General features: G+C 46.6%; 25 protein-coding genes and 1 tRNA gene. 14 read left to right on the top strand and 12 right to left on the bottom strand.

The window, feature by feature from the left end:
- Positions 1-122: 122 nt before the first annotated feature.
- From QUB68_RS01905 to QUB68_RS01925, 5 genes are all read right to left on the bottom strand, one after another.
- Positions 123-1,058 (bottom strand): sensor histidine kinase, encoded by a 936-nt coding sequence (locus tag QUB68_RS01905; protein WP_332988849.1) that lies wholly within the window; start codon positions 1,056-1,058, stop codon positions 123-125.
- Positions 1,059-1,083: 25 nt separating this feature from the next.
- On the bottom strand, positions 1,084-1,686 hold the full coding sequence (locus tag QUB68_RS01910) for an L-threonylcarbamoyladenylate synthase (RefSeq protein ID WP_332988850.1): 603 nt from the start codon (positions 1,684-1,686) through the stop codon (positions 1,084-1,086).
- Between the two features lie 164 nt (positions 1,687-1,850).
- Entirely contained in the window at positions 1,851-2,738 is an 888-nt protein-coding gene (prmC, locus tag QUB68_RS01915; RefSeq protein WP_332988852.1) for a peptide chain release factor N(5)-glutamine methyltransferase, read from the bottom strand.
- A gap of 326 nt (positions 2,739-3,064) precedes the next feature.
- Positions 3,065-3,946, bottom strand: coding sequence for a Tic22 family protein (locus QUB68_RS01920; protein ID WP_332988854.1), 882 nt, complete (start codon positions 3,944-3,946; stop codon positions 3,065-3,067).
- Between the two features lie 153 nt (positions 3,947-4,099).
- Positions 4,100-4,173 (bottom strand) — tRNA-Pro (locus tag QUB68_RS01925).
- A 48-nt stretch (positions 4,174-4,221) separates the two neighbouring features.
- On the opposite strand from QUB68_RS01925, the gene QUB68_RS01930 reads away from it, so the two are divergent.
- Entirely contained in the window at positions 4,222-4,458 is a 237-nt protein-coding gene (locus QUB68_RS01930) for a hypothetical protein (RefSeq protein ID WP_332988855.1), read from the top strand.
- Here the strand turns inward: QUB68_RS01930 and QUB68_RS01935 are convergent.
- Positions 4,430-4,984, bottom strand: coding sequence for a GNAT family N-acetyltransferase (locus tag QUB68_RS01935; protein WP_332988856.1), 555 nt, complete (start codon positions 4,982-4,984; stop codon positions 4,430-4,432). The genes QUB68_RS01930 and QUB68_RS01935 overlap by 29 nt on opposite strands.
- Positions 4,985-5,221: 237 nt before the next feature.
- Entirely contained in the window at positions 5,222-5,485 is a 264-nt protein-coding gene (locus QUB68_RS01940; RefSeq protein ID WP_332988857.1) for a hypothetical protein, read from the bottom strand.
- Between the two features lie 77 nt (positions 5,486-5,562).
- Between QUB68_RS01940 and QUB68_RS01945 the strand changes: the two genes are divergently transcribed.
- The 8 genes from QUB68_RS01945 (at position 5,563) to QUB68_RS01980 (ending at position 13,976) form a co-directional block, all read left to right on the top strand.
- Positions 5,563-6,288: a hypothetical protein gene (locus QUB68_RS01945; RefSeq protein WP_006631881.1), complete on the top strand. Its 726-nt coding sequence runs from the start codon at positions 5,563-5,565 to the stop codon at positions 6,286-6,288.
- A gap of 246 nt (positions 6,289-6,534) precedes the next feature.
- Positions 6,535-7,407: an alpha/beta fold hydrolase gene (locus tag QUB68_RS01950; RefSeq protein WP_332988859.1), complete on the top strand. Its 873-nt coding sequence runs from the start codon at positions 6,535-6,537 to the stop codon at positions 7,405-7,407.
- A gap of 369 nt (positions 7,408-7,776) precedes the next feature.
- Positions 7,777-8,880, top strand: a complete 1,104-nt coding sequence (gene hrcA, locus QUB68_RS01955; RefSeq protein ID WP_442923035.1) for a heat-inducible transcriptional repressor HrcA — start codon at positions 7,777-7,779, stop codon at positions 8,878-8,880.
- A 202-nt stretch (positions 8,881-9,082) separates the two neighbouring features.
- Positions 9,083-9,442 (top strand): hypothetical protein, encoded by a 360-nt coding sequence (locus tag QUB68_RS01960; RefSeq protein WP_332988863.1) that lies wholly within the window; start codon positions 9,083-9,085, stop codon positions 9,440-9,442.
- A 196-nt stretch (positions 9,443-9,638) separates the two neighbouring features.
- Positions 9,639-11,246 carry a methionine--tRNA ligase gene (gene metG / locus QUB68_RS01965; protein WP_332988865.1) on the top strand — a complete coding sequence of 536 codons (1,608 nt, stop codon included), beginning with the start codon at positions 9,639-9,641 and terminating at the stop codon, positions 11,244-11,246.
- A gap of 90 nt (positions 11,247-11,336) precedes the next feature.
- A complete protein-coding gene (locus QUB68_RS01970) occupies positions 11,337-11,942 on the top strand; it encodes a LabA-like NYN domain-containing protein (RefSeq protein ID WP_096831201.1) in 606 nt (201 codons plus the stop codon).
- Positions 11,943-12,107: 165 nt separating this feature from the next.
- Entirely contained in the window at positions 12,108-13,307 is a 1,200-nt protein-coding gene (gene lptC, locus QUB68_RS01975; RefSeq protein ID WP_332988866.1) for an LPS export ABC transporter periplasmic protein LptC, read from the top strand.
- A gap of 81 nt (positions 13,308-13,388) precedes the next feature.
- Positions 13,389-13,976, top strand: a complete 588-nt coding sequence (locus QUB68_RS01980) for a Uma2 family endonuclease (RefSeq protein ID WP_332988867.1) — start codon at positions 13,389-13,391, stop codon at positions 13,974-13,976.
- A 238-nt stretch (positions 13,977-14,214) separates the two neighbouring features.
- Here QUB68_RS01980 and ffh read toward each other — a convergent pair whose 3' ends face one another.
- The gene (gene ffh, locus QUB68_RS01985) at positions 14,215-15,642 is read right to left on the bottom strand and encodes a signal recognition particle protein (protein WP_332988868.1); all 1,428 of its coding nucleotides are present in this window, start codon (positions 15,640-15,642) and stop codon (positions 14,215-14,217) included.
- A gap of 42 nt (positions 15,643-15,684) precedes the next feature.
- Between ffh and QUB68_RS01990 the strand changes: the two genes are divergently transcribed.
- Together QUB68_RS01990 and QUB68_RS01995 are read left to right on the top strand one after the other, a co-directional pair.
- The gene (locus tag QUB68_RS01990; RefSeq protein ID WP_332988870.1) at positions 15,685-16,056 is read left to right on the top strand and encodes a type II toxin-antitoxin system HicA family toxin; all 372 of its coding nucleotides are present in this window, start codon (positions 15,685-15,687) and stop codon (positions 16,054-16,056) included.
- Positions 16,053-16,280, top strand: coding sequence for a type II toxin-antitoxin system HicB family antitoxin (locus tag QUB68_RS01995; RefSeq protein ID WP_332988872.1), 228 nt, complete (start codon positions 16,053-16,055; stop codon positions 16,278-16,280). The genes QUB68_RS01990 and QUB68_RS01995 overlap by 4 nt, the downstream gene beginning before the upstream one ends.
- A gap of 138 nt (positions 16,281-16,418) precedes the next feature.
- On the opposite strand, the gene QUB68_RS02000 is transcribed toward QUB68_RS01995, so the two are convergent.
- Both QUB68_RS02000 and QUB68_RS02005 read right to left on the bottom strand, forming a co-directional pair.
- A complete protein-coding gene (locus tag QUB68_RS02000) occupies positions 16,419-16,790 on the bottom strand; it encodes a hypothetical protein (protein ID WP_332988873.1) in 372 nt (123 codons plus the stop codon).
- Positions 16,791-16,877: 87 nt separating this feature from the next.
- A complete protein-coding gene (locus QUB68_RS02005; RefSeq protein WP_332988874.1) occupies positions 16,878-18,266 on the bottom strand; it encodes an NB-ARC domain-containing protein in 1,389 nt (462 codons plus the stop codon).
- Positions 18,267-18,638: 372 nt separating this feature from the next.
- Between QUB68_RS02005 and QUB68_RS02010 the strand changes: the two genes are divergently transcribed.
- The 3 genes from QUB68_RS02010 to QUB68_RS02020 all read left to right on the top strand — a co-directional run bounded on the left by QUB68_RS02010 (position 18,639) and on the right by QUB68_RS02020 (position 20,108).
- Positions 18,639-18,947: a hypothetical protein gene (locus QUB68_RS02010; protein WP_332988876.1), complete on the top strand. Its 309-nt coding sequence runs from the start codon at positions 18,639-18,641 to the stop codon at positions 18,945-18,947.
- 3 nt (positions 18,948-18,950) lie between these two features.
- Positions 18,951-19,733 (top strand): Tat pathway signal protein, encoded by a 783-nt coding sequence (locus QUB68_RS02015; protein WP_332988878.1) that lies wholly within the window; start codon positions 18,951-18,953, stop codon positions 19,731-19,733.
- A gap of 102 nt (positions 19,734-19,835) precedes the next feature.
- The gene (locus QUB68_RS02020) at positions 19,836-20,108 is read left to right on the top strand and encodes a hypothetical protein (RefSeq protein WP_332988880.1); all 273 of its coding nucleotides are present in this window, start codon (positions 19,836-19,838) and stop codon (positions 20,106-20,108) included.
- Here the strand turns inward: QUB68_RS02020 and QUB68_RS02025 are convergent.
- A complete protein-coding gene (locus tag QUB68_RS02025; protein ID WP_332988883.1) occupies positions 20,079-21,575 on the bottom strand; it encodes a tetratricopeptide repeat-containing S1 family peptidase in 1,497 nt (498 codons plus the stop codon). The two genes, QUB68_RS02020 and QUB68_RS02025, sit on opposite strands and share 30 nt — an antisense overlap.
- A 294-nt stretch (positions 21,576-21,869) precedes the next feature.
- Positions 21,870-22,649, bottom strand: coding sequence for a calcium-binding protein (locus tag QUB68_RS02030; RefSeq protein WP_332988884.1), 780 nt, complete (start codon positions 22,647-22,649; stop codon positions 21,870-21,872).
- Between the last annotated feature and the right edge of the window lie 187 nt (positions 22,650-22,836).

Below are 22,836 nucleotides of genomic sequence, written 5' to 3' on the forward strand. Positions count from 1 at the left end.
CTTACTCCCTATCAATAATTAAATCCGTTAAATCCATTGCCCTCTTTTCGACCTCCGCTAAATCCGTTAAATCCGTTAAATCCGTTAAATCCGTTAAAAAATCCGTTGCCGAACTTCCTTCATCACAAAGTTGCCAAAGGAATAGAACACTGAGTCCGGTTAAAATTGGACTCTTCCGACTCAGAAGGCACGGCCAGAACCTCCAACTTGCCATTCATCAAACTTAAAAGAGTCTGATTCATCAGTAACCTCATGCCAGAAGACACCTTAGAATTATCGCTGCTCTTAGTAGGATCGCACTCCAAATCGTGCTTCAGCAAATCCCAAGACTCGCTCCAAGCACTAACCGAACGCTGATCGTCCACCCAAATGTGAACGCAGCCAGATTCCGGCGAAGAATGGGCAGAAACAGAAATACTCCCCTCCTCCATCTGAGCAATAGCAGTATCTACCAAATTGACTAAAACTTGCCTAAACCTCGGCAAATCTGCCAATACATAAATCCCCGGATCTGGCGGCAATATCTCCAAACGAATGCTGCGATTAGCGGCTTGCAAATAAGTTAAGTCATCAACTTCATCAAAAACCTTAGCTAACTGAATCGGCTCAATATCCATCCTGTCAGTGCCGTGTTCAGTTTTAGCAACAGAGATAATTTCATCTATCAATTTCACCAGCTTGAGTGCTGCGACGTGAGCTTGTTCGACAAACTCTCGTTCCTCAGCAGGATCGTCGCACAAATCTGAGAGAATTAATTGCAGCGTACCAATCATAGTGCTCAGGGGCGATCGCAACTCATGAGAAGTTCGAGCCAAAAAACCCGCCTTAAATAGACTCATCTCCGATGCCATCTGATAAGCCAATTGAGTTTGCTTCAGTTGCTCTCCGAGGGCATCAAACTTCTCTAAGTTAATTTCTTGAGGAGTTGGTGGCACTTTGGGCGCAGGTTCTGGCTGTTGCGAGCTTTTTTGCTGCCCGCGCCAAATCAAACTGCCTCCCAAACCCAGTCCCAGTCCCATACCTAAATATATCAAGTCGCTCCAGCCGATCGGCGCCATATTACTTTGCCTAGGAGTTTAGCTTTTAGCATTCTAGCTCGATCGCGCCTTGTCGCAATATTTCCCAATTGCCACAGGCCCATTTAGCCACAGTCGAAGGCAAACTCGAAGCTGTTGGCGCTGTTGGCGCTGTTGCTAATTCAGCAGCAACTAATGTCAAGACTTCGGGAAACTGCGCCTCAATTTCTGCCACCGACTCCAGAGGCGCTTGGCCGGACAAATTAGCGCTCGTAGTCGCCAAAGGGCCTGTCTGCTCTAAAATCTGGAGTGCAAGGGGAAAGTTAGGCACTCGTATCCCGATTGTAGTGCGATCGATCGCATTCATGGCAGGTGGCACCAGCGGCGAAGCCGGCAGCACCAAAGTTAGCGCCCCAGGCCAATAGGATGCGGCCACTTGCTGCCACAAATTCAACTCTGCTGGACTCCCCTGCACGTAAGGCCACAAAGCCTCCGCCGATGCTGCCATCAAAATCAGCGGTTTGTCTTGACTACGGCGTTTAGCTGCAAAAATCAACTCCGCGCGATCGGGTTTTGCAGCTAAAGCGGGTACAGTATCCGTAGGAAAGCTGACAATATGATTACCAGAAATTGCCCCTTGAACTAGAGCATTTATCGAAACTTGAGTCATCCGATTTTAGATTTTAGATTTTAGATTTTGCATAAATCTTTGATGCGAGCCGATCAACCGCAGATGTCAGGCAGATAAACACAGATAAACGCAGATAATTTCGCGATCGGACAGCGCATGAATGGAATCTTGTCTATTTTAGAATTGCAGCATATTTTTGGAATCTAAAGACGATAGGCTAAGGCAAAGCGATCGATTCCTGCTAAATCCGAAAATATCTGAACTCCACCGTAACTCCCGTGACTTTCCAACATATCAGCCACCGCCTCAGCTTGTCCAGCCATCATCTCAACCAACCAAACTCCCCCGGATGCTAAATAATCGGGAGCCGTTGCTATCAAATGCCGGATGCAATCTAAGCCGTCTAAACCGCCGTCTAAGGCCAGATGAGGTTCGTGTCGCACAACTTCCGGCTGCAAAGTCAGCACCGTGCTGCTGGGAATGTAAGGCGGGTTAGACACCATGCCGCTCACTTTACCTTTGAGAAATCCTAGCGGTTCCCACCACAAACCTTGATAAAAATTAACTCGCGATGCCAAGCCCAAATTCTCAGCATTCAGTCGAGCCACTGCCAAGGCTTCAAAACTGCAATCTACTGCATGAATCGTAGCATTTGTCAACGCAGAAGCCAAGCCGATCGCGATCGCCCCGCTGCCCGTTCCCAAATCCACCCAATGCGATGTTGGATTAACTGAATAGTTTTTAACAGCATCCACAGCCAAATCGATTAGCAATTCCGTTTCAGGACGAGGAATGAGCACCGCTGGCGTTACTTTGAGCGAAAAATGCCGCCAATGTGCAACTCCCGTTAAATACTGCACAGGAACCCGTTCCTGCCAGCGCCGCTGCCACAATTGAGCAAGTTCAGATAAAGACAACTTTAATTCAATTTTTGGCAAATCTTTAAACGACTCCAAACGCAGAGCCAACTTATCCAAACCTGCTAACTCTTGCAGCAGCCAGTCGATTTCTGCTTGGGGAATGTCGGAGGCGATCGCCAGAGCCTTAGCTTGATTCATCCACTGCCAAAGCTCTAAACCAGAAACAAACATAGGACTTTTTGGGAATTGGGCATTGGGCATCGGCCAAACAGGTCATTGGGCATTGGGCATTGGGCATCGGCCAAACAGGTCATTGGGCATTGAGAATTGAGAATTGGTCATTGAGAATTGAGAATTGGTAAATAGTAGGTTGAGTCGAGAAATCCCAAAATCCAACCTACTAACTCAGTCCCGAACGCAAAACCCAATTATCTAGGGTTCCATCCACACCGCACTTTACCGCTATGAGTAGCGCATGAAACCAATTTTTGGGTAAATCCTGTAACTAATGACCAATGACTGATGACCAATGACTAATGACCAATGACTAATGACTATTAGCGAGCTGGTCGGGCTGGAGCCGGAGATGCAGCAGGCCGAGCTGGAGCCGGAGATGCAGCAGGCCGAGCTGGAGCCGGAGATGCAGCAGGCCGAGCTGGAGCCACCTGTGGATTTTGGCCGGCACCGGCTGGTTGGAGCGATCGGACAAATTCCAGGGACTCCCGCGACGGAACCAAAATCATTTGACTCAAAGACGGGTCGTTCTCTGTGCGAAAAGCTTCCAAAATCCTCTCCAAGTTCACCACCTCAATTTTAATGGTGGAAGTCACGTTTGGCTGCTGCTGCTTAAAACGCTCGACCATTTCCTGCAAATCTTCCTTGTTAAAAAACAAGGGAAGCTCCTCTTGCTGGCCCCGCTGAATCGTCAAATAACCATTTTCCGGGCCACCTCTCGCCAAAAACAGAGGTACACCGTTTAACTCGTTAACTTGTTGCCCAGTCTGCTGAAGTACAGTTTTAGCCGACTGCACCTGCTGCGGAGCCGGAATAAAAGCAAACAGCAGTTGATCCGGCTTGCCTTTATTGGCTTGAGCGATCTGATAAATTTCCTCCAGCGACACGAGCATCACCCGCGCCGATGCTGCCAACTGAGGATTTCTCGTTTTCAGTTGATCGAGAAAAGCCTGAGCATCTTTTTGGCTGATGAAAATTCTTGCCACAGAAGCATTGCCACTTTGACCCTGACCCGGCTTGGGAACAGAATCGATCAGGAACGCACCCTGAGCGTTTGTAATCGTAAATACTGGCACCGATCGCAATTTTTCCAAAACTTGCGGCTCCGGCAGTGCGAGCGCAGACATCTTGCTAATTGGCGAAGGGCCCAGCAAAGTGCAGCCGACAATTCCTAATATTGCGCCGAAACGAACTAATGATTTCATGTTTTTTCCACCATCCGCGATCCTGAAACACATTAACGCAAAGACTGGCGCCTTGACACGATCGGCAGAAACTGCCTCCATCTGTTTTCACTTTGACCAAGTGTAAACATCAGAGACAGTTTCTGCTTGAATCTATTATTTAACATTGTGCGATCGGGATGACAGGATTTGAACCTGCGACATCCTGCTCCCAAAGCAGGCGCGCTACCAAGCTGCGCTACATCCCGTTGTGATAGTTGGCTATCTTCTAACTATTAACACACAAAACTCCCAGCTTGTCAAGCTTTTTTTATTTGAGCTTTGGGTGCTACGCCGAAGTTGTCTTCAGGTTGTCCGGTTTGACAATACTTGCAGCTCGATCGCGGCCGGCGCTGTGGGGATACACCCTCTTGATAACTGACCGCAGCGCGATCGGGCGAGGAGGTGTTAGCAGCGTCGATATTGAATGTCCTCAACAAATCAACGCCAACCTGCACCCGCTCGCTAATCTGGATACCAAAACATACCTTTAATCCCCTCCGGATCGGACATAAAGCCCAAATTTCGGTAAAAATCCACCACCTGAGGGTCAGCAAATAAGGTAATGTTGCTGATATCTTCACTGCGGAGTTTTTTAATGATGTATTTCATCAACGCCTTGCCCATGCCTTTACCCTGGTAGTCAGGATGAACTACCACATCCCAAAGCGTGGCATTAAAAGCATGGTCTGAAGTCGCTCTGGCGAAACCGACCAGCCGTCGCTGGCTGCCCCGCATCTCCCACATAGAGACGACTAGGAAGCTGTGCTGAATAGCTTTTTTGACTTTACGCAGGGGACGGCGGGACCAACCCACTGCATTACAGAGTTCTTCGAGTTCGTAGAGGTCAATGTCGCGATCGCAACTGAAAAAGATGCGAGCGTTGCCGAGGGAGGTGGGTTTGCGAAACGTTGGGGAAAGCGGATCGCCTAACCCAACAACCACATCTTCCTCAAAGTCCGCTGTTTGGGGTACAGAGGCAGACTCAGGACTACTAAATAAGTTTTTCCAAAAACCCATGCAGGCGCGGTTAAGGTAGTAGAAGTTGGACGAGGTGAAAGAGAACCCGACAGACAAACCCACTCCGAGCGGGGTGGGATAAATTGCCGGTAGGCTCTTGAGGAACAGTTTACGGTACACTCATCTTACGCTGAAAACAGCGATTTGTCGTCCAACATTGAGTCTGCACTTTTTTGATTCTCGTCAAGTTTGGTAGAAGTGTTCTGCTAGCCAATGCCCGGACAACCCGTTCTGAAGCTAAAATTTGTTGCCGAACCAGGACAGAGGCATTTTGGGAATTGCTGCTTTTGAGTGCCGTCGATCGCGCCGGAACTTATACGCTTGGTGGGAAATACCACTGGAATGGCAAGGGCGGTGACTGTACTGTCCATCCTGGGGTATGTCGATCGATCGCGATCTGAATGCCAGTATTAATATTTTAAACTGGGAACCTTCGGCTTGAGGGGGATAGCCTACGGATCTTGGGATAGCCGACTGCCCAACAGCGTAGGAAGTGAACATCAGTTAGCTTTGGCTAAGTTTGAGTAAGTTTTACGAAGCAGTAAATCCAGTATATCTCCCGCACCTTCCCCTCAATTATGGCTTCGGGTTTAAAACCATCTACACTAGAACTTCTCAAGCGCTTTAACCGAGCGTTTCCACAGTTTTATGAGCAATTTGTCAGCAGCGAAATCCAACTGCAAAACCTCAAATTAGCTTATCAGCTTTACAAAACTCGGCAAGCAGTCATCGAAATCAGAGCCGAAGGTAACAAAAGTGCCCTGCATTTTGCTTACCGGAACCAGTCTTTTCTACTGAGCGATATTTTTGGAGTGCTGGCGGCCTACGGGCTGACGATTCACAGTCTGAGTCTGTACGGTCAAATTTACCCGCCGATGCTGGTATTTATCAAATTGGTAGTATCTCGCGGCGGCAAGGTACTGGCAGATAAAACAGCAGAAAACGTCTGTAGGGCGGTTCGAGAGGCCTTGGCGGGGCATTTTGAGGTTGAAGAGATGTTGGCTGTGGAATTTAATTTAGACGCGGGTTTGGAGGATGTGGCTACTGAATTTTATGTCGATCCGGTTTTCCACTTGCCGGCTTTGCTGATAGAAGCAGATAACCAACCTGGACTTTTTTACAAAGTTATGTATGCCATCTGGCAAGAGGATTTGTTGGTGGTAAATGCAAATTTGCTGGTTTGGCGGGGGCGAACTCGCCTGATTCTCTACTTGTTAGGGCCCAATGAAAGTTTAATTCCTGAGTATCTGGGGCAGAAAATCGCTGAGGGGGTGCGACAAAGATTGCTGGGCGAGCGATTTTAGCGATCGCGCTTACACTAAACCTCTTGCACTCATTTCCAGAGTATCTGGAAATTATCTGCGTTGATCTGCGTTGATCTGCCTTAAATCTGCGGTTGATCGATCGATCGAACGATTTATGCAATGTTTTATACTCAGAAACCCGCTTTTTGTCAAGCCCTGGCTTGAGTCCTGAGAAACTTAAATTAAGCCGATCGCCATCCTCGAACTGCCGATCCCTCTGTGCTGATTTCGCGATAGGATAAAATTATGGCAACCATCGACATCCTAGGGTTTCGGCACGCTTACGATTTGACGGCTCCGACTGCAACAACTTCTCCGGTTTTGGTATTTGTCCACGGCTGGCTGTTAAGCCGCCGCTACTGGCAACCTTTGACCGATCGCTTGGCATCAAACTATCAGTGCCTGACTTACGATTTGCGCGGGTTTGGCGATTCTCAAGCCGACGACGGCGACAGCGATATCGGGCATTCGATCGCGCTCAATTCCTGCTACACTCCCGCAGCTTACGCTCGCGATTTGGAAATTTTACTCGAAAAACTTGATATTTCTAATGCTTGGCTGGTGGGACACTCTCTCGGCGGTACGATCGCCCTTTGGGCAGCTAGCCAATTGTCCGATCGCATTAAAGGTGTTGTCTGCATCAATGCTGGCGGCGGCATCTATCTAAAGGAAGAATTCGAGCGGTTTCGAGCGGTCGGCAAACAGCTAGTGAAAATGCGTCCCCGCTGGCTGGCTCACTTGCCATTAGCAGATTTCGTGTTTGCCCGCGATTCTGTGGCAAGATCGATCGGGCGCTTTTGGGGAAGGCAGCGCTTGAGAGATTTCGTGGCAGCTCATCCAGACGCAGCTTTGGGGGCTTTGTTGGACTCCACCACAGAAGCGGAGATTCACCTGTTGCCGCAAATAGTGTCCCAACTCAAGCAGCCTGTTTATTTTATTGCCGGCACTAAAGACAAAATTATGGAACCAAAATATGTGCTGCATTTGGCGAGCTTTCACTGGATGTTCCAAGGTGGTGGCGAAAATGTGCTTCAGCTTGATTGCGGCCATTTGGCAATGATGGAACAGCCGGATGCAGTGGCTAGTTACCTGCAAAATATTCTGAAAGAACACACTTAAAGGGAATTGGGCGAAGCGAAGCGGAGGGATGGGGCATGGGGCATGGGGCATGGGGCATGGGGCATGGGGCATTGGGAATTGGGGATTGGGAATTGGGCGAAGCGAAGCGGAGGGATGGGGCATGGGGCATTGGGCAGGGAGCAAACAGGGCATGGGCATTAGAACTTACAAATAACCAATAACAAATAACCAATAACCAATAACCAGTAACCAATAACCAGTAACCAATAACCAATAACCAATAACAACTGACTTCTTCCTTCCCCTAAATCTGTTATGTTTAAATAAGTAAGTCTGCCCGATCGCCCTCTTGGGACAGACGTTTCGATTAAATAGTGGCTTTCAACTCTAAATTCTAATTCTACTTAAATATCTGTGCGCGTTAACCTCACCGATCGGCAACAACACATCCTTTGGGCAACGGTTCGCCACTACATAGCAACAGCGGAACCCGTTGGCTCAAAAGCTTTGGCTGACGAATTCAACCTTAGCGTCAGCCCAGCGACAATTCGCAATGCGATGGGGACTCTTGAAAAAGCTGGATTGCTTTATCAGCCCCACACTTCTGCCGGACGAATCCCCTCTGACTCCGGCTACCGAATTTATGTAGACCAGTTGATTCAGCCGTCTGATACGCTGGCCCGCAAGGTGGAACAGGTACTAGACCAGCTCAATTGGTCGGATGGTCGGATGGATGCGGCACTTCGCGGCGCTGCTCAAATCCTGGCAACTATCAGCGGTTACATTGCCATGATCACGATACCGCAAACTAATATGGCTTGCTTGCGCCACTTGCAACTGGTGCAGCTAGAGCCGGGAAAAGTGATGCTGATCGTGGTGACGGATGCCTACGAAACTCATTCGGTGTTGGTGCAGTTGCCGAAGGGCGCAGAAGGTAACTGGCCTGATGTCGAAATTGTCGATCGCGAATTGCAGATTTTGTCCAATTTTTTGAACAGCAAGTTGCGGGGACGATCGCTCTCGGAACTCTCGACTATAGACTGGAGCGAGTTAGACCGGGACTTTGAACTGTACGCTGAGTGGATGGAAACCATGCTGACTGCTTTGAGCAGCCGTCAAAGCAATCCAACCTACACGCGGATTCTGATCGGCGGTTTGTCAGAAGCGCTGCGCTTGCCAGATTTTTCGCAGTTACAGCAAGTTCAAACTCTGGTGCAACTGCTCGAACAAGAGCAGGAACTGCTTTGGCCTTTGATTTTTGAATCGCCTGAGTTGGACAGACCTGGGAAGCGGGTAACGGTGCGTATTGGCTCGGAAAATTCCTTAGAACCAATTCGCGGCTGTACTCTGATTTCTTCGATTTACCGCCGGGGATCAGTGCCGGTGGGTAGTGTTGGGGTTTTGGGCCCGACGCGGATGGTTTACGAAAATGCGATCGCGGTGGTGGAAGCTGCGGCGGATTATTTGTCAGAAGCTATTGGCGGAAATCGATTGAATTTTCCTGAAGGCTAGCGAGGCCGATCGCATAATCCTTGATTAGATGCACCCTAATCCGATCGCCCCAAGCTTAACAGGCTTGGGGTTTTATGGGTCTGTCCCGGACGCACTGCCAACATCAAGGAACCGGGGTTTATTCACAAAAAAACTCGGCTTGCCGATGATTGCTGCGCCCCAAAAATCAGGCGATGACATCTGAGTGCGTCCAAGACTACTTGTGTTAAAAAATCATCTCGGTGCTGTGGGAAAAGCACCCGGGATTCAGACACAAATATTAATCAAAGTAGCTTTTTATACCTATAAATCGCGCTTGATCAGAGATGTACGCAAACAAGCCGATTTCGGTCTGCGGTTCGTCAGCGGCAACAAGCAGGAGTTGCGGGCGATCGGGGTGGGAGATACCTCCGCTCGATCGCTCTGGATGGCATTCACAGAAAGCTGTCGGGGAGCGCCAGTCGCGAGGCAGGTTCAGCAGCCGAACCGAGGAGTTTTGGGGATCGCGGCTGTGCAAAATGAATTGAGGACGCGTCCGCGACAATCCTCGGAACCCAAAGCCAGAAGAACGTCCAAATATTAAGACATTTTTGAGAGTTCGTCAAAAAGATCTAAAAAAGATTAGTCTGGATATGAAAGCTATACTTCTTTTGGAAATAGCCCGAGTTAGACAACTGCAAATAACGTGCAGCAAATTTAGCTTGATTGCCACTCCATAAAAGATTTAACCGCTGAGTTAAGATCGAAATGAAATTTAGGGAATTTTCTTTTAGCATTCAATGAAATCGACCGATAAAACTAAGAATACCTTTGCGATCACAACCCCTCTGTATTATGTAAACGATTTACCTCACGTTGGCAGCGCTTACACGACTATGGCTGCGGACGCCCTAGCCCGATTTGAACGCCTGCGGGGCAAATCTGTGTTGCTGGTGACGGGGACTGACGAACACGGGCAGAAAATTCAGCGCACAGCCGAGAGATTGGGGCGATCGCCCCAATCTCACTGCGATTTAGTGGTTCCGGGGTTTGAGGCGCTGTGGAAGCAACTCGACATCCAGTACGATCGCTTCATCCGCACCACCTCGCGACGCCACGAGTACATTGTCAAAGAATTTTTCCAGCGCGTCTGGAACTCCGGCGACATCTACTTGAACCAGCAACAAGGCTGGTACTGCGTCTCCTGCGAAGAATTCAAAGACGAACGTGATTTGTTACCCGGAAATCGGTGTGCCATCCACACCAGCAAGGAAGTTGAGTGGCGCGATGAGGAAAATTACTTTTTCCGCCTGTCGCGCTATCAAGACCAACTGCTGGCATTGTACGCAGAACGTCCCGACTTCATCGCGCCGGAAAGTCGGCGCAACGAAGTGCTGAGCTTCGTCAACTCTGGACTGCAAGACTTTTCGATTTCTCGGGTGAATCTGGAATGGGGCCTGCCAATACCGGTTGACCCCAGTCATACCATTTACGTCTGGTTTGACGCTTTGCTGGGATACGTCACTGCTCTGCTCGATCCGGACAGCGACCCGATGTTAGAGAATGCTTTATCTAAATGGTGGCCGATCAACCTGCACTTGATCGGCAAAGATATTCTCCGCTTCCACGCCGTTTATTGGCCAGCAATGCTGATGTCAGCCGGTCTACCGATGCCTGGGCGCGTCTTCGCTCACGGTTTTTTGACCAAAGACGGCAAAAAAATGGGAAAAACGGAGGGCAATACTTTAAACCCAGTCGAATTGGTCAATAAATACGGCCCTGACGCAGTTCGTTACTATTTTCTCAAAGAAATTGAGTTCGGAGAGGACGGCGATTTTAACGAAACTCGGTTTATCAATACATTGAATGCTGAGCTAGCAAATGATTTGGGAAACTTGCTGAATCGCACCTTAAACATGGCTCGGAAATATTGTGACGGCTATGTGCCAAATGTGTCTGCGGCAAACATTTCCGATGACAACCTTCTCAAGGGTTTGAGCCTGGATTTGGGCGATCGAGTAGCAGGTTTTTACGAAGAGTTGGCTTTTAGCAAGGCTTGCGAAGCTGTGCTTGCCTTAGTTCGAGCCGGCAACAAGTTTATTGACGTACAAGCACCTTGGACTTTGTACAAGCAAGGACAGCTCGAAAGTGTCCAACAAGTGCTATATTCTGTTCTGGAATCTGTTAGACTAGCATCTTACCTTTTATCGCCGATTATTCCGAATATCAGCAATGCTATCTATCAGCAGCTAGGTTTTTCAATTGACTTTAACGATCGGGTTGCCGTTAACAGTTTAGCGACTTTTGCAGCTCATGCTGCCTGGGGCGCTTTACCGGCAAACCAAACTCTGGGGGAACCACAACCTGTTTTTAAGCGGCTAGAACTGCTGGAAACAGTACCTTCATAGTTGGCAGCCAGCGATCGGGGTGCTATAACAGATTATGAATTAGCACTTATTTCCTTACCAATCTTTCATAAAATTTGAGGCATAACAATCATGTTGAATAGAATAGAAAGCAACGACCTTTTTACGCCGGAACAGGTTCTGGAGAATCGCGGTCGAGTGGCAATTTTTATTGATGGGTCTAACCTTTTTTACGCTGCTTTGCAGTTGGGAATTGAGATTGATTACACTAAGCTGCTGTGCCGTTTAACTGCGGGCTCGCGGCTGTTGCGCTCTTTTTTCTACACGGGTGTCGATCGCACGAACGAGAAACAGCAGGGGTTTTTGCTATGGATGCGCCGCAACGGCTACCGCGTGATTTCTAAGGATTTGGTACAGTTACCGGATGGTTCTAAGAAGGCGAACTTGGATGTAGAAATCGCTGTGGACATGATGGCGTTGGTGGGGTCTTATGACACGGCAGTTTTGGTCAGCGGTGACGGCGATTTGGCTTATGCTGTGGATGCTGTGAGCTATCGCGGCGTGCGGGTTGAGGTGGTGAGTTTGCGATCGATGACAAGTGACAGTTTGATTAATGTAGCCGATCGCTACATCGATTTGGAAATGATTAAGGACGACATCCAAAAAACATCGCGCCCTAATTATGCTTACCGCCCATTGTCGGGTCTAAGCTTGATGGACGAACACGACGACAGATAGGGATTTGGTGATGGGTAATTGGTGATGGGTGATGGGTGATGGATTGAATTATTGAAAATTAGAAGTTAAAAATTTAGACAAGGTATGACACATTTTAAATTTTTGATTGTTTTTCAATAGCAAATTTTCAATTCCCAATTCTCAATTTCCAATTATCGATTACCAATGATTAATCTCAAATCACAAATTCCTAATTTCAAATCCCCAAAATTGGTGCAGCTATGTTTAGCAGCACTGATTTTGGGGATTGCTGCTTGTGCGGCTCCGCAAGAGACTCAAAAAAACAAATTAGCTGAAGATATCAAGACTGCTCAGCAGTCAAACAGCACTTTAACTTTGAACAAAGTAACCCTAGAACAAGCAAACGAAAAGGGCGAAACGTTCTGGAAAGTAAAATCTACAAATGCCGTTTATAGCAAAGACCAAAAGATAGTTGACGTTCAGAAACCAGTGGGCAAATTGTTTCAGGACGGCAAAGAAATTTATGATATTCAGGGAGACACTGGGCAGGTATTTCAGGAAGGAAATCAGGTTTTTCTCAAAGGTAATATAGTCGCTACTGACCTGAAAAATGGCGTGGTATTGCGGGGAAACGAGTTGGAGTGGCGGCCGAAGGAAGACGTGTTAGTTATTCGCAATAATTTGACTGGACAGAACAAACAGGTGACAGCTTCAGCGAAGGAAGCGCGGGTTTTCAGTAGGGCTAAGAGGATGGAGTTATTCGGATCTGTGGTGGCGAATGTTAAAGATCCGGTTCTGCAATTGCGAACTGAGCACTTAGTCTGGTTTGTGGAGCAACAAAAGGTAAACAGCGACAAACCGACTCAAATTGACAGATACAAAGATAAAACAGTAACAGACAGTGGTTTTGCCGATAAAGTAGATGTAGACTTAAAAACCAAGATTGCGACGCTGACCCAAAACGCTCAATTAGTGCCATCAGACCCGCCACTGCAAATAGAAAGCAGTTTGATGAGTTGGAATTTTCCGGCGCAAAATGTGGTTTCGCCCGGGCCTGTGAAAGTTTTTCACCGAGTGGAAAAGGTGACGATGACTGGCGATACGGGGCGGGGAGATTTAGATAAAAAAATATTTTATTTGACAGGAAATGTGGTAGGAATCGGCGAGAAGCGTCAATCTCAATTAAATACCGATCGCGTAACGTGGTATTTAACTAACCAGACGTTTGATGCAGAAGGAAATGTAGTTTACAAGCAACTAAATCCGGTGTTTAATTTGACTGGGCCGAGGGCGGCGGGAGAGCTTAAAAATCAAACTGTGATTGTCAAAGGTGACGGTGGCGGCGGCCAAGTGGTGACGGAATTTGTGCCGGATGAGAATAAGGGATTTTTGGAAAGTAAATAGGATTGCCACCGCAGATATGGGCAGATGAGCGCACATAAACGCAGATATAATTAAGATGGGATTGAGTAAGGAGGACTTGGGATGACGACAACTTTAGAAAAGTTAGAACGACTCGATGAACCTATCTTAATTGATGGACTGACCTGGAGAGAGTTTAAAGTTGTTGAACAGTTGCTGGATAGTCCGGGAATCAGACTGTCGTTTTTAGATGGTGTATTGGAGATTAGGCGTATCCCTGGAAGAAAATATCAAACTGTTAAAGAACGGATTTCAACACTGGTGAATTTGTATTTGGAAGATGCAGGGATTGATTTTACTCCAACGGGCTCGGTGACGCTGGAAAGTGAAGCGGGAAAGGTGAAGCGAGAAGCGGCTCTGTCTTACGAATTGGGTTCTAACCGAGAATGTCCTGATTTAGTGGTGGAAGTGGTGGTGACTAGCGGCGGGATTAATAAGTTGGAGGCTTACAAACGCCTGCAAATTTCTGAGGTCTGGTTTTGGGAAAATGGTAGGCTACGTTTGTATTCGTTGGGGGCTGATGGATATGCAGAGGTCGATCGATCTTTTGTACTCCCAGACTTAGATATTGTACTATTTTCGCGGTGTATCAATATCGAAAATCACCTTCAGGCCATGCGCGAATTCAGAGAAGCAATTCAAAGTGCTTAGGATCGCGAATTAAATAACTTATAATTTTAATTGTTATTGTGGGATGGGCGTCCCGCCCGTCCTTTTTGGACAGGCGGGACGCCCATCCCACAAACTTGTGGAAGTTATTTAATTCTCATTCCTTAGAGAGGCTGTTTTAAGAAAACTAAAAATTATAAAATCAATAGGATCAGAAGACGAGGCGGTTGAAACCGCCGTTTTATCTTCCTTCTTCTTTCCTTTTTCCTTCTTCCTTCGATTACAACTGTCCGAAACCTTTTTTGGGCTTATTTTTTTTCTTTTTCTTCTGCTGCATTCCGGGCATTCCCTGCATTCCGGCCATTCCCGGCATTCCCGGCATTCCCGGCATTCCTCCCATACCTGTAAAGTTGCCTTGACTCATTTGCTGCATCATGGTACGCATTTTTTGGAAATCACTTACCAGCTTAGTTACGTCGTTTTCAGCGTAGCCAGCACCTTTTCCGATGCGACGGCGACGGGATGGAGAACTTGCTAACAGTTCGGGATTGCGGCGTTCTTCAATTGTCATGGAATTAATCATGGCTTCGGTGCGTTTTAGCTGCACTTCTCCTTGCCGCATTTGTTCGTCTGAGAGTTTGTTCATTCCCGGAATCATTTTCATGATGCCGCCGAGGGAACCCATGTTTTTTAATAGCCTGGTTTGTTTGAGAAAGTCGGTAAAGTCAAACTTTGCCGTGAGCATTTTCTCTTGCATTTTTTCGGCATCGGCGATGTCGAATTCTTCTTGAGCTCTTTCGACTAGCGTCAAGACATCGCCCATGCCGAGGATTCTCGATGCCATGCGATCGGGATAAAATGGTTGCAAGGCTTCCACTTTTTCGCCAACGCCGACAAATTTAATCGGCGCGCCGGATATTTGCCGCACGGATAGGGCTGCACCACCGCGACTATCGCCGTCTAATTTGGTTAAGATTGCGCCGGTAATCCCGATTTGTTCGTGAAAGGTGCGGGTTAAATTTGCTGCTTCTTGGCCTGTCATGGCATCAACAACTAACAGCGTTTCGTGGGGTTGTACTGTTTGTTTGATGCGGGCCAATTCTGCCATCATGTCTTGGTCGATTTGCAGACGGCCTGCTGTATCGACGATGATGGTATCTACGCCTAGTTGTTTGCCGTGTTCGATGCCTTGGCGGGCAATTTCTACGGGATCAGTATCAGTGCCTAGTTCAAATACTGGTACGTCGATTTGTTTGCCGAGGGTGAGCAATTGGTCGATCGCTGCGGGTCGATAAATGTCAGTGGCGACTAGCAGTGCGGTACGATTTTGCTTGCGGAGGTGCAGGGCTAGCTTGGCGGTAGCTGTGGTTTTCCCGGTTCCTTGCAAACCGGCCATCAGGATGACTGTGGGCCCGGATTCGGCGGTGGCGAGGGGTACGTTGGTTTCCCCCATGACGCGCACGAGTTCGTCGTGGACGATTTTGATGAATTGTTGGTCGGGACGGACGCCTGAAACGACTTCTGCCCCTTGTGCTTTGGCCGTTACTTCTCCGACGAAGTTTTTGACGACTTGGAGGTTGACATCGGCTTCCAGGAGGGCGCGGCGGACTTCTTTGATGGCGTCTTGGATGTTGGATTCGGAGATTTTATTCTGTCCGCGCAGTTTTTTCCAGGTGGATTCGAGTCGATCGGCAAGGGCTTCAAACATAGGGCTTTGTTGGCTAGTCAGTCTTTTTTATTTTAGGGCTAAATGCGGGTGTTTGGATGCAAGTTTTGGGGAAAGTTGGATTTTTGGGTTTTTGGGCGTTGTTTGACGGCGATTGAAATCGCGCCTACACAAACAAAGTCGGCCTCCGCCGACTGTAGATCAAACGACAGAAATGCCGATCGACTGATAGTAATTGGAGCCTGGGAACCAGTTAAAAGTCTGCTACTAAAAGCTGGGTTTACTTATCGATCGGCAAAAGGCAGTCATACAAGATGGGTTCATCCTTTACTACCTAATGAACCAATTACGATTGCTGGAAATGATGGCGATGATGCGAAACTATATTTAGAGAGAGAAGTTAATCGAAAACTTGGCATATTGAAAGCAATTGAAGAAGAGGAATCGGAATCATGAAATTACCTTATATAATTGTTATTCAATGGTCTGATGAAGATAACTGCTACCTAGTTCACTTACCTGATTTTCCATCTCAGCAGTTCCACACTCATGGATCTACCTACGAAGAAGCTTTGCAGAATGCACTAGAGGTATTAGAGCTTTTAGTTGAAGAATATCAGGTAGATGGTAAATCTCTCCCTGAACCTAAAACTTTAGTAGAAAACTTGCTGTTTGCTTGAACATAAATTACTCGTTACCAGGCTAGAGCCTGGTAACGCATATTCGGAGGCTCTGCCTCCATTTTCCCAACCGAGGCAGAGCCTCTGGATATTGATTCCCAGGCAAGAGCCTGGGAACCAGTTACATAGCCATTCTACTTATCCTTGTAATGGTTCGAGCAAGCCGCGTCGCACTGATTCATTTAAGGCTTGAGCTTGTAGCAGCAGTCGCTCTTCATAAATATGAATTAATGCTTGCAATTCTTGACTTTCAATTTTGGTAATAGTACCGCATTGTTGGCACTCTAGCAATTCATTTAATCGTTGTTCTTGGACTGGTTGCAACCTCAGTTGAGTTAGGGCTATTACTTCCGAATCGGACAATGCTGATACTGGTTTAGCGGTTGGTAAAAGAAAATTTCCCAGAGTTTCTACTAAAATTTCACTGACGCTGCGGTGGCGTTGCTGCGCTAGCAATTCTGCTTGGCGATAGACTTCATCGGATAAATTTAGGGTGATTTGGGCAGTCATAGGTGGGATGCTATGAAAGGAATATCTCTACTATGCCATATTTTACTTGGTGGCAGCCTTTGTATCTGAGCTAGGTAATATTCCAGTTTATTTGATGTTAGTTTTTACATATTCTGCGATCGCCCGCTGAACACTAAACAACGTACACTCGTCTGTTTGCACTTTTTCTATCAACAACCTCCGTCTCAAGGATTCCAAGGCTTTCAGGAATTCTGACGGCGATAGTTCGAGATTCCTTGGCTTGTTTGAGATTTCGACTGCTGCGGTTTGATTGGCTAACCAGGAAATCACCTGTTTTTCGGATTCCGACAATCGTTGAAAATGTTGGTGCAATAAATATTCTAAATCTCCTAAAACCAGACTATCATAAGATAAGAAAGCCGAAACTTTGCCATCAAATAAGTCTTGAATTATTGTCGATACTATATTTAACCACAATGGATTGCCTTTGTAAAGCTCAATCAATTCTGACCAGTTTTCTGATTCAAGTAAACCTTTTTCTGTGAAGAGTTCTCGTGCTGATTCGCCTAAACCATTGAGTTGCAATGTTTGACAATTTTTGTGATCGCCTTCTAATGCTGCAATTTCTCTGGGTTTTTCCCAACTGAGCAAAACTAAGCAACTGTTGTGACATGATTCTCCTATTTGTTTGAAGAAAGTGCCATAATTTTCATAGCCTGGTTTGTAGTTGCCTGCTAGTTGTCCGCTGCTGAAGATTGTTTGGACATCATCGAGTACGATCAGACAGCGGTGCGATCGCAAATATTCGATAATTGATGGTAACTCGGTTGGTTGGCGATCGCCCAAGAATTTGATTAAGTCGGTTTCCAGTGCACTCAGTGGTGGAGAGTGGCGGAGGCTGCGCCAGATGATGCAGTCGAATTGGTGGTGAATTTGTGGGATGAGTTGGAGGGCGATCGCACTTTTGCCACTTCCAGCTAATCCGAGGATGCTGATCAGACGGGTGCGACTTGCTAAAATCCAGTTTTCGAGGGTGGTGAGTTGGGAAGTGCGTGAAGCGAAGCTATCCCGTAGGGAATCGTAAAACGTGAGGATTTCCGGTGCGTCGCCTAAGTCGATGCGGGGCTGTTTGGCTGTTGGTTGGGGGTTTTGGGGAGTTGCGGGCGATCGGGCTTTTTTAGAACAAATATTGACGTTTTTATTAACTGTTATATTCTCACCTGTTACATTTTCAACAATAGCAAATTGATAATTATAAAATGTACCCTTTTCTAATATTGGTTTCAAACTAGCTTTAGTAATATTTTCTCCCAATCCTTCAGAAAGTATTTTCCAGAGTTCCGAACCGACATTTCTCACATGACTTGAACTTGAGTAAACTTCCTTAGCAATTTGCGTGTAAGTGCGTTTTTTTAAAGTTCCCCGCAGGATAGCTTCTTGCACATAATCTAAGCGCTTTCCCGTTTGGACAAAAACTAGGTCATCTGCCAGTTTTAAAGCTGCGGCAATATCCATACATAAAGGAGACGCTGGAGTTTACATGATTTATTATACCTGACATTTCTTACAAATGAAACAATTTAGATTTTGTCATCTGTCGAAAGTCAGGACTTTTCCTACACAGCTCATCCTTTATAGTAGTTTAAAGTTTTGGCAGGATATTTTATGAAGCGAGTTCGGTGGCTCAGTGGTTTGTTCGCGGCTGGGGTGTTGTCTTTTACTCTAGCGACTGTTGGGGCACAGGTGGCCCAGGCCCAGCGGCCTATTCATATACTAGACCTGCAATGTATTGTTACAGGGGGTTATCTTAACAATAGGGGCTACCTACAATATTTTGAGAGGAAGCCTACAGACATTGTTATAGGCAGACAGATATACACCAGTATTATGAGTGTACGCGAGGCCAGTTGGACTTGTAAACTTCCAGGCGGTCGCGCTTCTCTCCGATTGGAGTATGGAGTTGACGATCGCAGTGAGATTTCACCACCAAAAATCGAGGTTTATGTAGATGGAAATGAAGTAGCTTCTGAGGTTGGTAAGCCTGGAAGGATTAATACAATGCTGGCAGATATTAGTAATGGTAAAAGTTTATCTATTGATATCTCTTGTTCCACAGCTCAAAATTGTAACAACAGGAGTTATCACTTTTTCAAATTTCAAGTTGTACCAGGGGCAAGCTCTCCAGGGAGAAGATAAATTATGAGTATCAGCCGCCGTCAATTTAATCGTATCATCATCTGGGGTGGTGCTTCTTTTGCCGCTTCCGCAACATCGGGCATCTTTTTCCCCAAACCTGCCGAAGCTTATTCCCTAGAATTTCCGATTAGTGCCTTATCAGCCGATCGCGTTTTCAGCGGTATTCAAAAATATTGTGGAGCACAGCCTATCCCCGGTGTTCTATCACCAATCTTACAAGGAAATAGTAATGTTAGCAGTCAAATAAAACCAGCGGCAGCCAACGCTATTCGCAGGGCAGATAAAGAATTTGTTGAGCGCAATTTTACTAGCAAAAGAACTGAATTAGGTCAGGTAGGCAAGAGCGAGGAGGATAATACTTTATCTGTAAGTCGGCTGTGGGGTCGGCAAAGACAGGAGCAAGTCGGCCCGAATGTTGGCTTTGGCTTCGTACAAAAGTGGGAAGATCAATATAGCGATGCCAAAATTTCCGGGCCGACAATGTGCGCTATTCATAACGCTCAACAAGTCTTAGCGGATCAAAGATTAACACCTCCAGAAATTGCAGCATCACTATTGCCAAGTCGATCGCGAATAGATGATTTGAGTTCTTGGGGAGGTGATAGCGATGCCTCTGCTGGGAGAAATCCTGGTGCTGTTTTTGCTCAATATGACACAGCAGCGGGGACGGTGACTTCTCGCTACGATTTAGTTGAACCTGGGCCGAAAGGTTTTGGGCGTGTTGAGTATATTGTTGAAGCGGAAAATCAGCCTCGGCGGGTGATTTTGGTGACGGTGAGGTTTTAGGGCTGTAGGGACACAGCACTGCTGTGTCCTCTTTCTGTATTTTTTTCGATAGTTGAGGATACGGGCGAATACGGACACGGCAGTGCCGTTTCCCTACAAATATTGTGTGAGGAATACGGACACGGCAGTGCCGTTTCCCTACAAATATTGTGTGAGGAATACGGACACGGCAGTGCCGTTTCCCTACGAATATTGTGTGAGGAATACGGACACGGCAGTGCCGTTTCCCTACAAATATTGTGTGAGGAATACGGACACGGCAGTGCCGTTTCCCTACGAATATTGTGTGAGGAATACGGACACGGCAGTGCCGTTTCCCTACAAATATTCTGTATCAAATCAATCCTATTTTTGCAGTTGACCAATCAAATCTAATGCTTTCTGAGCATCTGCATTCATTCCTTGAGCCCTAAATAAACGGGCGGCTTGCTGCAAATCTGCGATCGCCCCTTTTGTATCTCCCATTCTCACCAACGTAATGCCTCGATTAGCATAAGCCTTAGCATAACTGGGATTGAGTTGAATTGCTTGAGTGTAATCAGCTAAGGCAGAGCGATCGTTATTGATGCGAAATAGCGCCAATCCTCTGTTAAAATAAGTGTTGGCGCGACCGGGATTAATTTGCAGCGCTTGATTGAAATCGTCGATCGCCCCTTTTTGATCGCCCAAGTCCGAAAGCGCTACACCTCGGTTGTTGTAAGCCGCTGCAAAGTTTCGATCCTGACGGATAACTTGAGTATAATCTGCGATCGCCCCCGGTTTATCTCCCATCGCCGACAAAACCAGCCCCCGATTGTAGTACGCATCGAGATAACTGCCATTTAGGGCGATCGCCCTGCTATAATCAGCGATACTTCTGGGAATTTCTCTCAAATCAAAATAGGCAAGTCCCCGATAGAAATAAGCTTCTACATAATCCGATTGAGTTTGAATCGCTTTGGTAAAATCGGCCACAGCCCCTGGCGCATCTCCCCGATCGAACCTAGTTAAACCCCGAACATAATAAGTCTTAGCATCTTGGGGATTATTGAGTTTCAGGGGTGCATTAGCTGTGGGAGAGGTATTTATCAAAAGTGCCGATCGATTTAAACCAGCTTCCGATAATTTAGCGATAAAAGTGTTAATAGGAACCGCTGAATTAAATCCCGTTTTAGTAAATGCTAAACCTGTGCGGACTTTTCCGTCTGTGACAGGATCGTAATCGCGATCGCCCTCTCCATGAACTCCAACTACGCGCCCTTCTCCATCAAATACCGGCCCTCCACTCATTCCCCCTTTCGTAATAGCATTGTAGCGCAAATTATAACCTTGTGGATGATTGGGGATACGGCTAGTAACATATCCAGGTGAAAACTCAAAATTACGTTCTTCTTGGTAGTTTCTGCTAGCCGGAATACCTGGATAGCCAAACACAAAAATTGGTGTAGCGACTGCCGCTTGTTCGGAATCACCTAAAGTTACAACAGGATAAGATTCTGCACTGTTAAATGTTACTACTGCTAAATCGGGAGCATTCTGGCCTTTCTGCAATAGTACACTACGGGTTACTTGATATTCTTTTTTCGTATTAGTGCGAATCTTAAAGGTATCTTTAGTGTCAGCCACTACGTGGTTAGATGTCAAAACCGTATAAGTTGTCCCTTGTTTTGCAATAATAAATCCAGTCCCGCCACCACTTGTTTGTGCATTGATTTGAACGGTGACAGATTCAGCTAATTTTGCAATTTCTGGCGAAGACATAGCGAAAATCGGTGCAGGCGCAAAAACGACTACTCCTGCTACCGTTACCGTTCCTGCTAGGATGCTGGCGAGGGAATCAAACCGCGAATAACCCCTATTCATAAGTAATTGCACAAGAGTGAGATTTTTTATACTCCGAATAGTATAGGCGAAAATGAAATCTCCGCAGGCTAGAAATAGTGGAGGTTTTCAGGTTATTTCGATTGTTCTGACAATTCGTACATTTCGTACATTTTCGGCATTTCTGACATAAGTGAGATCGCCCCTCTACTTCCCAAATAATTAGCAACCTCGAACAGCATTCCGAAACAATTTCAAAGTACATAACTGTAGGGACACGGCAGTGCCGTGTCCCTACCCGGAACTAGCCCGCCCCTAAAATCGGCCTACAAATAGCTAAGCCAAAAACTGGAACTGGGAACCGTTTACTGCCAAAGCAAACGGACTTGCTTGTTCAAAAGAGCCGACAAGTTCAAAGTTATCCGTGTTTAAAACAACTCCCAAAATCTGTCCGTTTCTGGCGTTGCGAATCACCATATCGTTGATAATTCCGTCGTTTTCGTAAGCGATCAGATTGTCGTCTGTGAAGAGGAGGTCTAATTCTGTTAAACCGTCTGTCAAACCGATACGATCGCCCTCGTCAAAACTAAAATCTGTAATAACATCGGCTCCATTGACTCCAAATTGTTCGTTGCTTCTGAGTACAAATACGTCAGCACCGGGGCCTCCCGTCAGCACGTCAACTCCGCGATCGCCCACTAAGAAATCGTTGCCGTCATTGCCGTCTAAATCGTCGTCTCCTTGCCCTCCCCGCAAAATATCGTTCCCGGGCCCTCCAAAGATAATGTCGTTTCCCGCGTCGCCCCTAACTACATCGTTGCCATCATTTCCATCCAGGAGATCGTTATCTTTCCCGCCGTAAATTATGTCATTTCCGCCGCCACCTCCGATAACATCATTGCCATTATTTCCTAACAGCCGTTCGTTGGAATCCGACGAACCTGCTATAGTATCGTTGCCGTCGAGTCCCCAAACTCCCCAAGGAAAAGACGACAAATTTCCATCTTCTACATCAATCTCATCTGATGTAGCAAATCCCAAAAAACGCGGCCCGCCGCCAGCAAATACAGGAAATCCAGTCAGATCGCCGATGAGATTGTTAATCGTTAGAGCCATAGGTATCTCCTTTTAAAAACGCTGCTTGCTGTATTATATATTTTAATTAGTAAATTGCCAAACAGCAAGTTTAGTGTATTTTTACTAACTTTTATTTCCTGAATTAGTGACTCGCAACCTACTTGCCAATTACCAATTGCCAATTACTAATTACCAATTCCTAATTACTAGCGCTGTGCCTCGTTTA

The organism is Microcoleus sp. A006_D1, assembly GCF_036702805.1.
In the GTDB taxonomy this organism is placed as follows: Bacteria; Cyanobacteriota; Cyanobacteriia; order Cyanobacteriales; family Microcoleaceae; genus Microcoleus.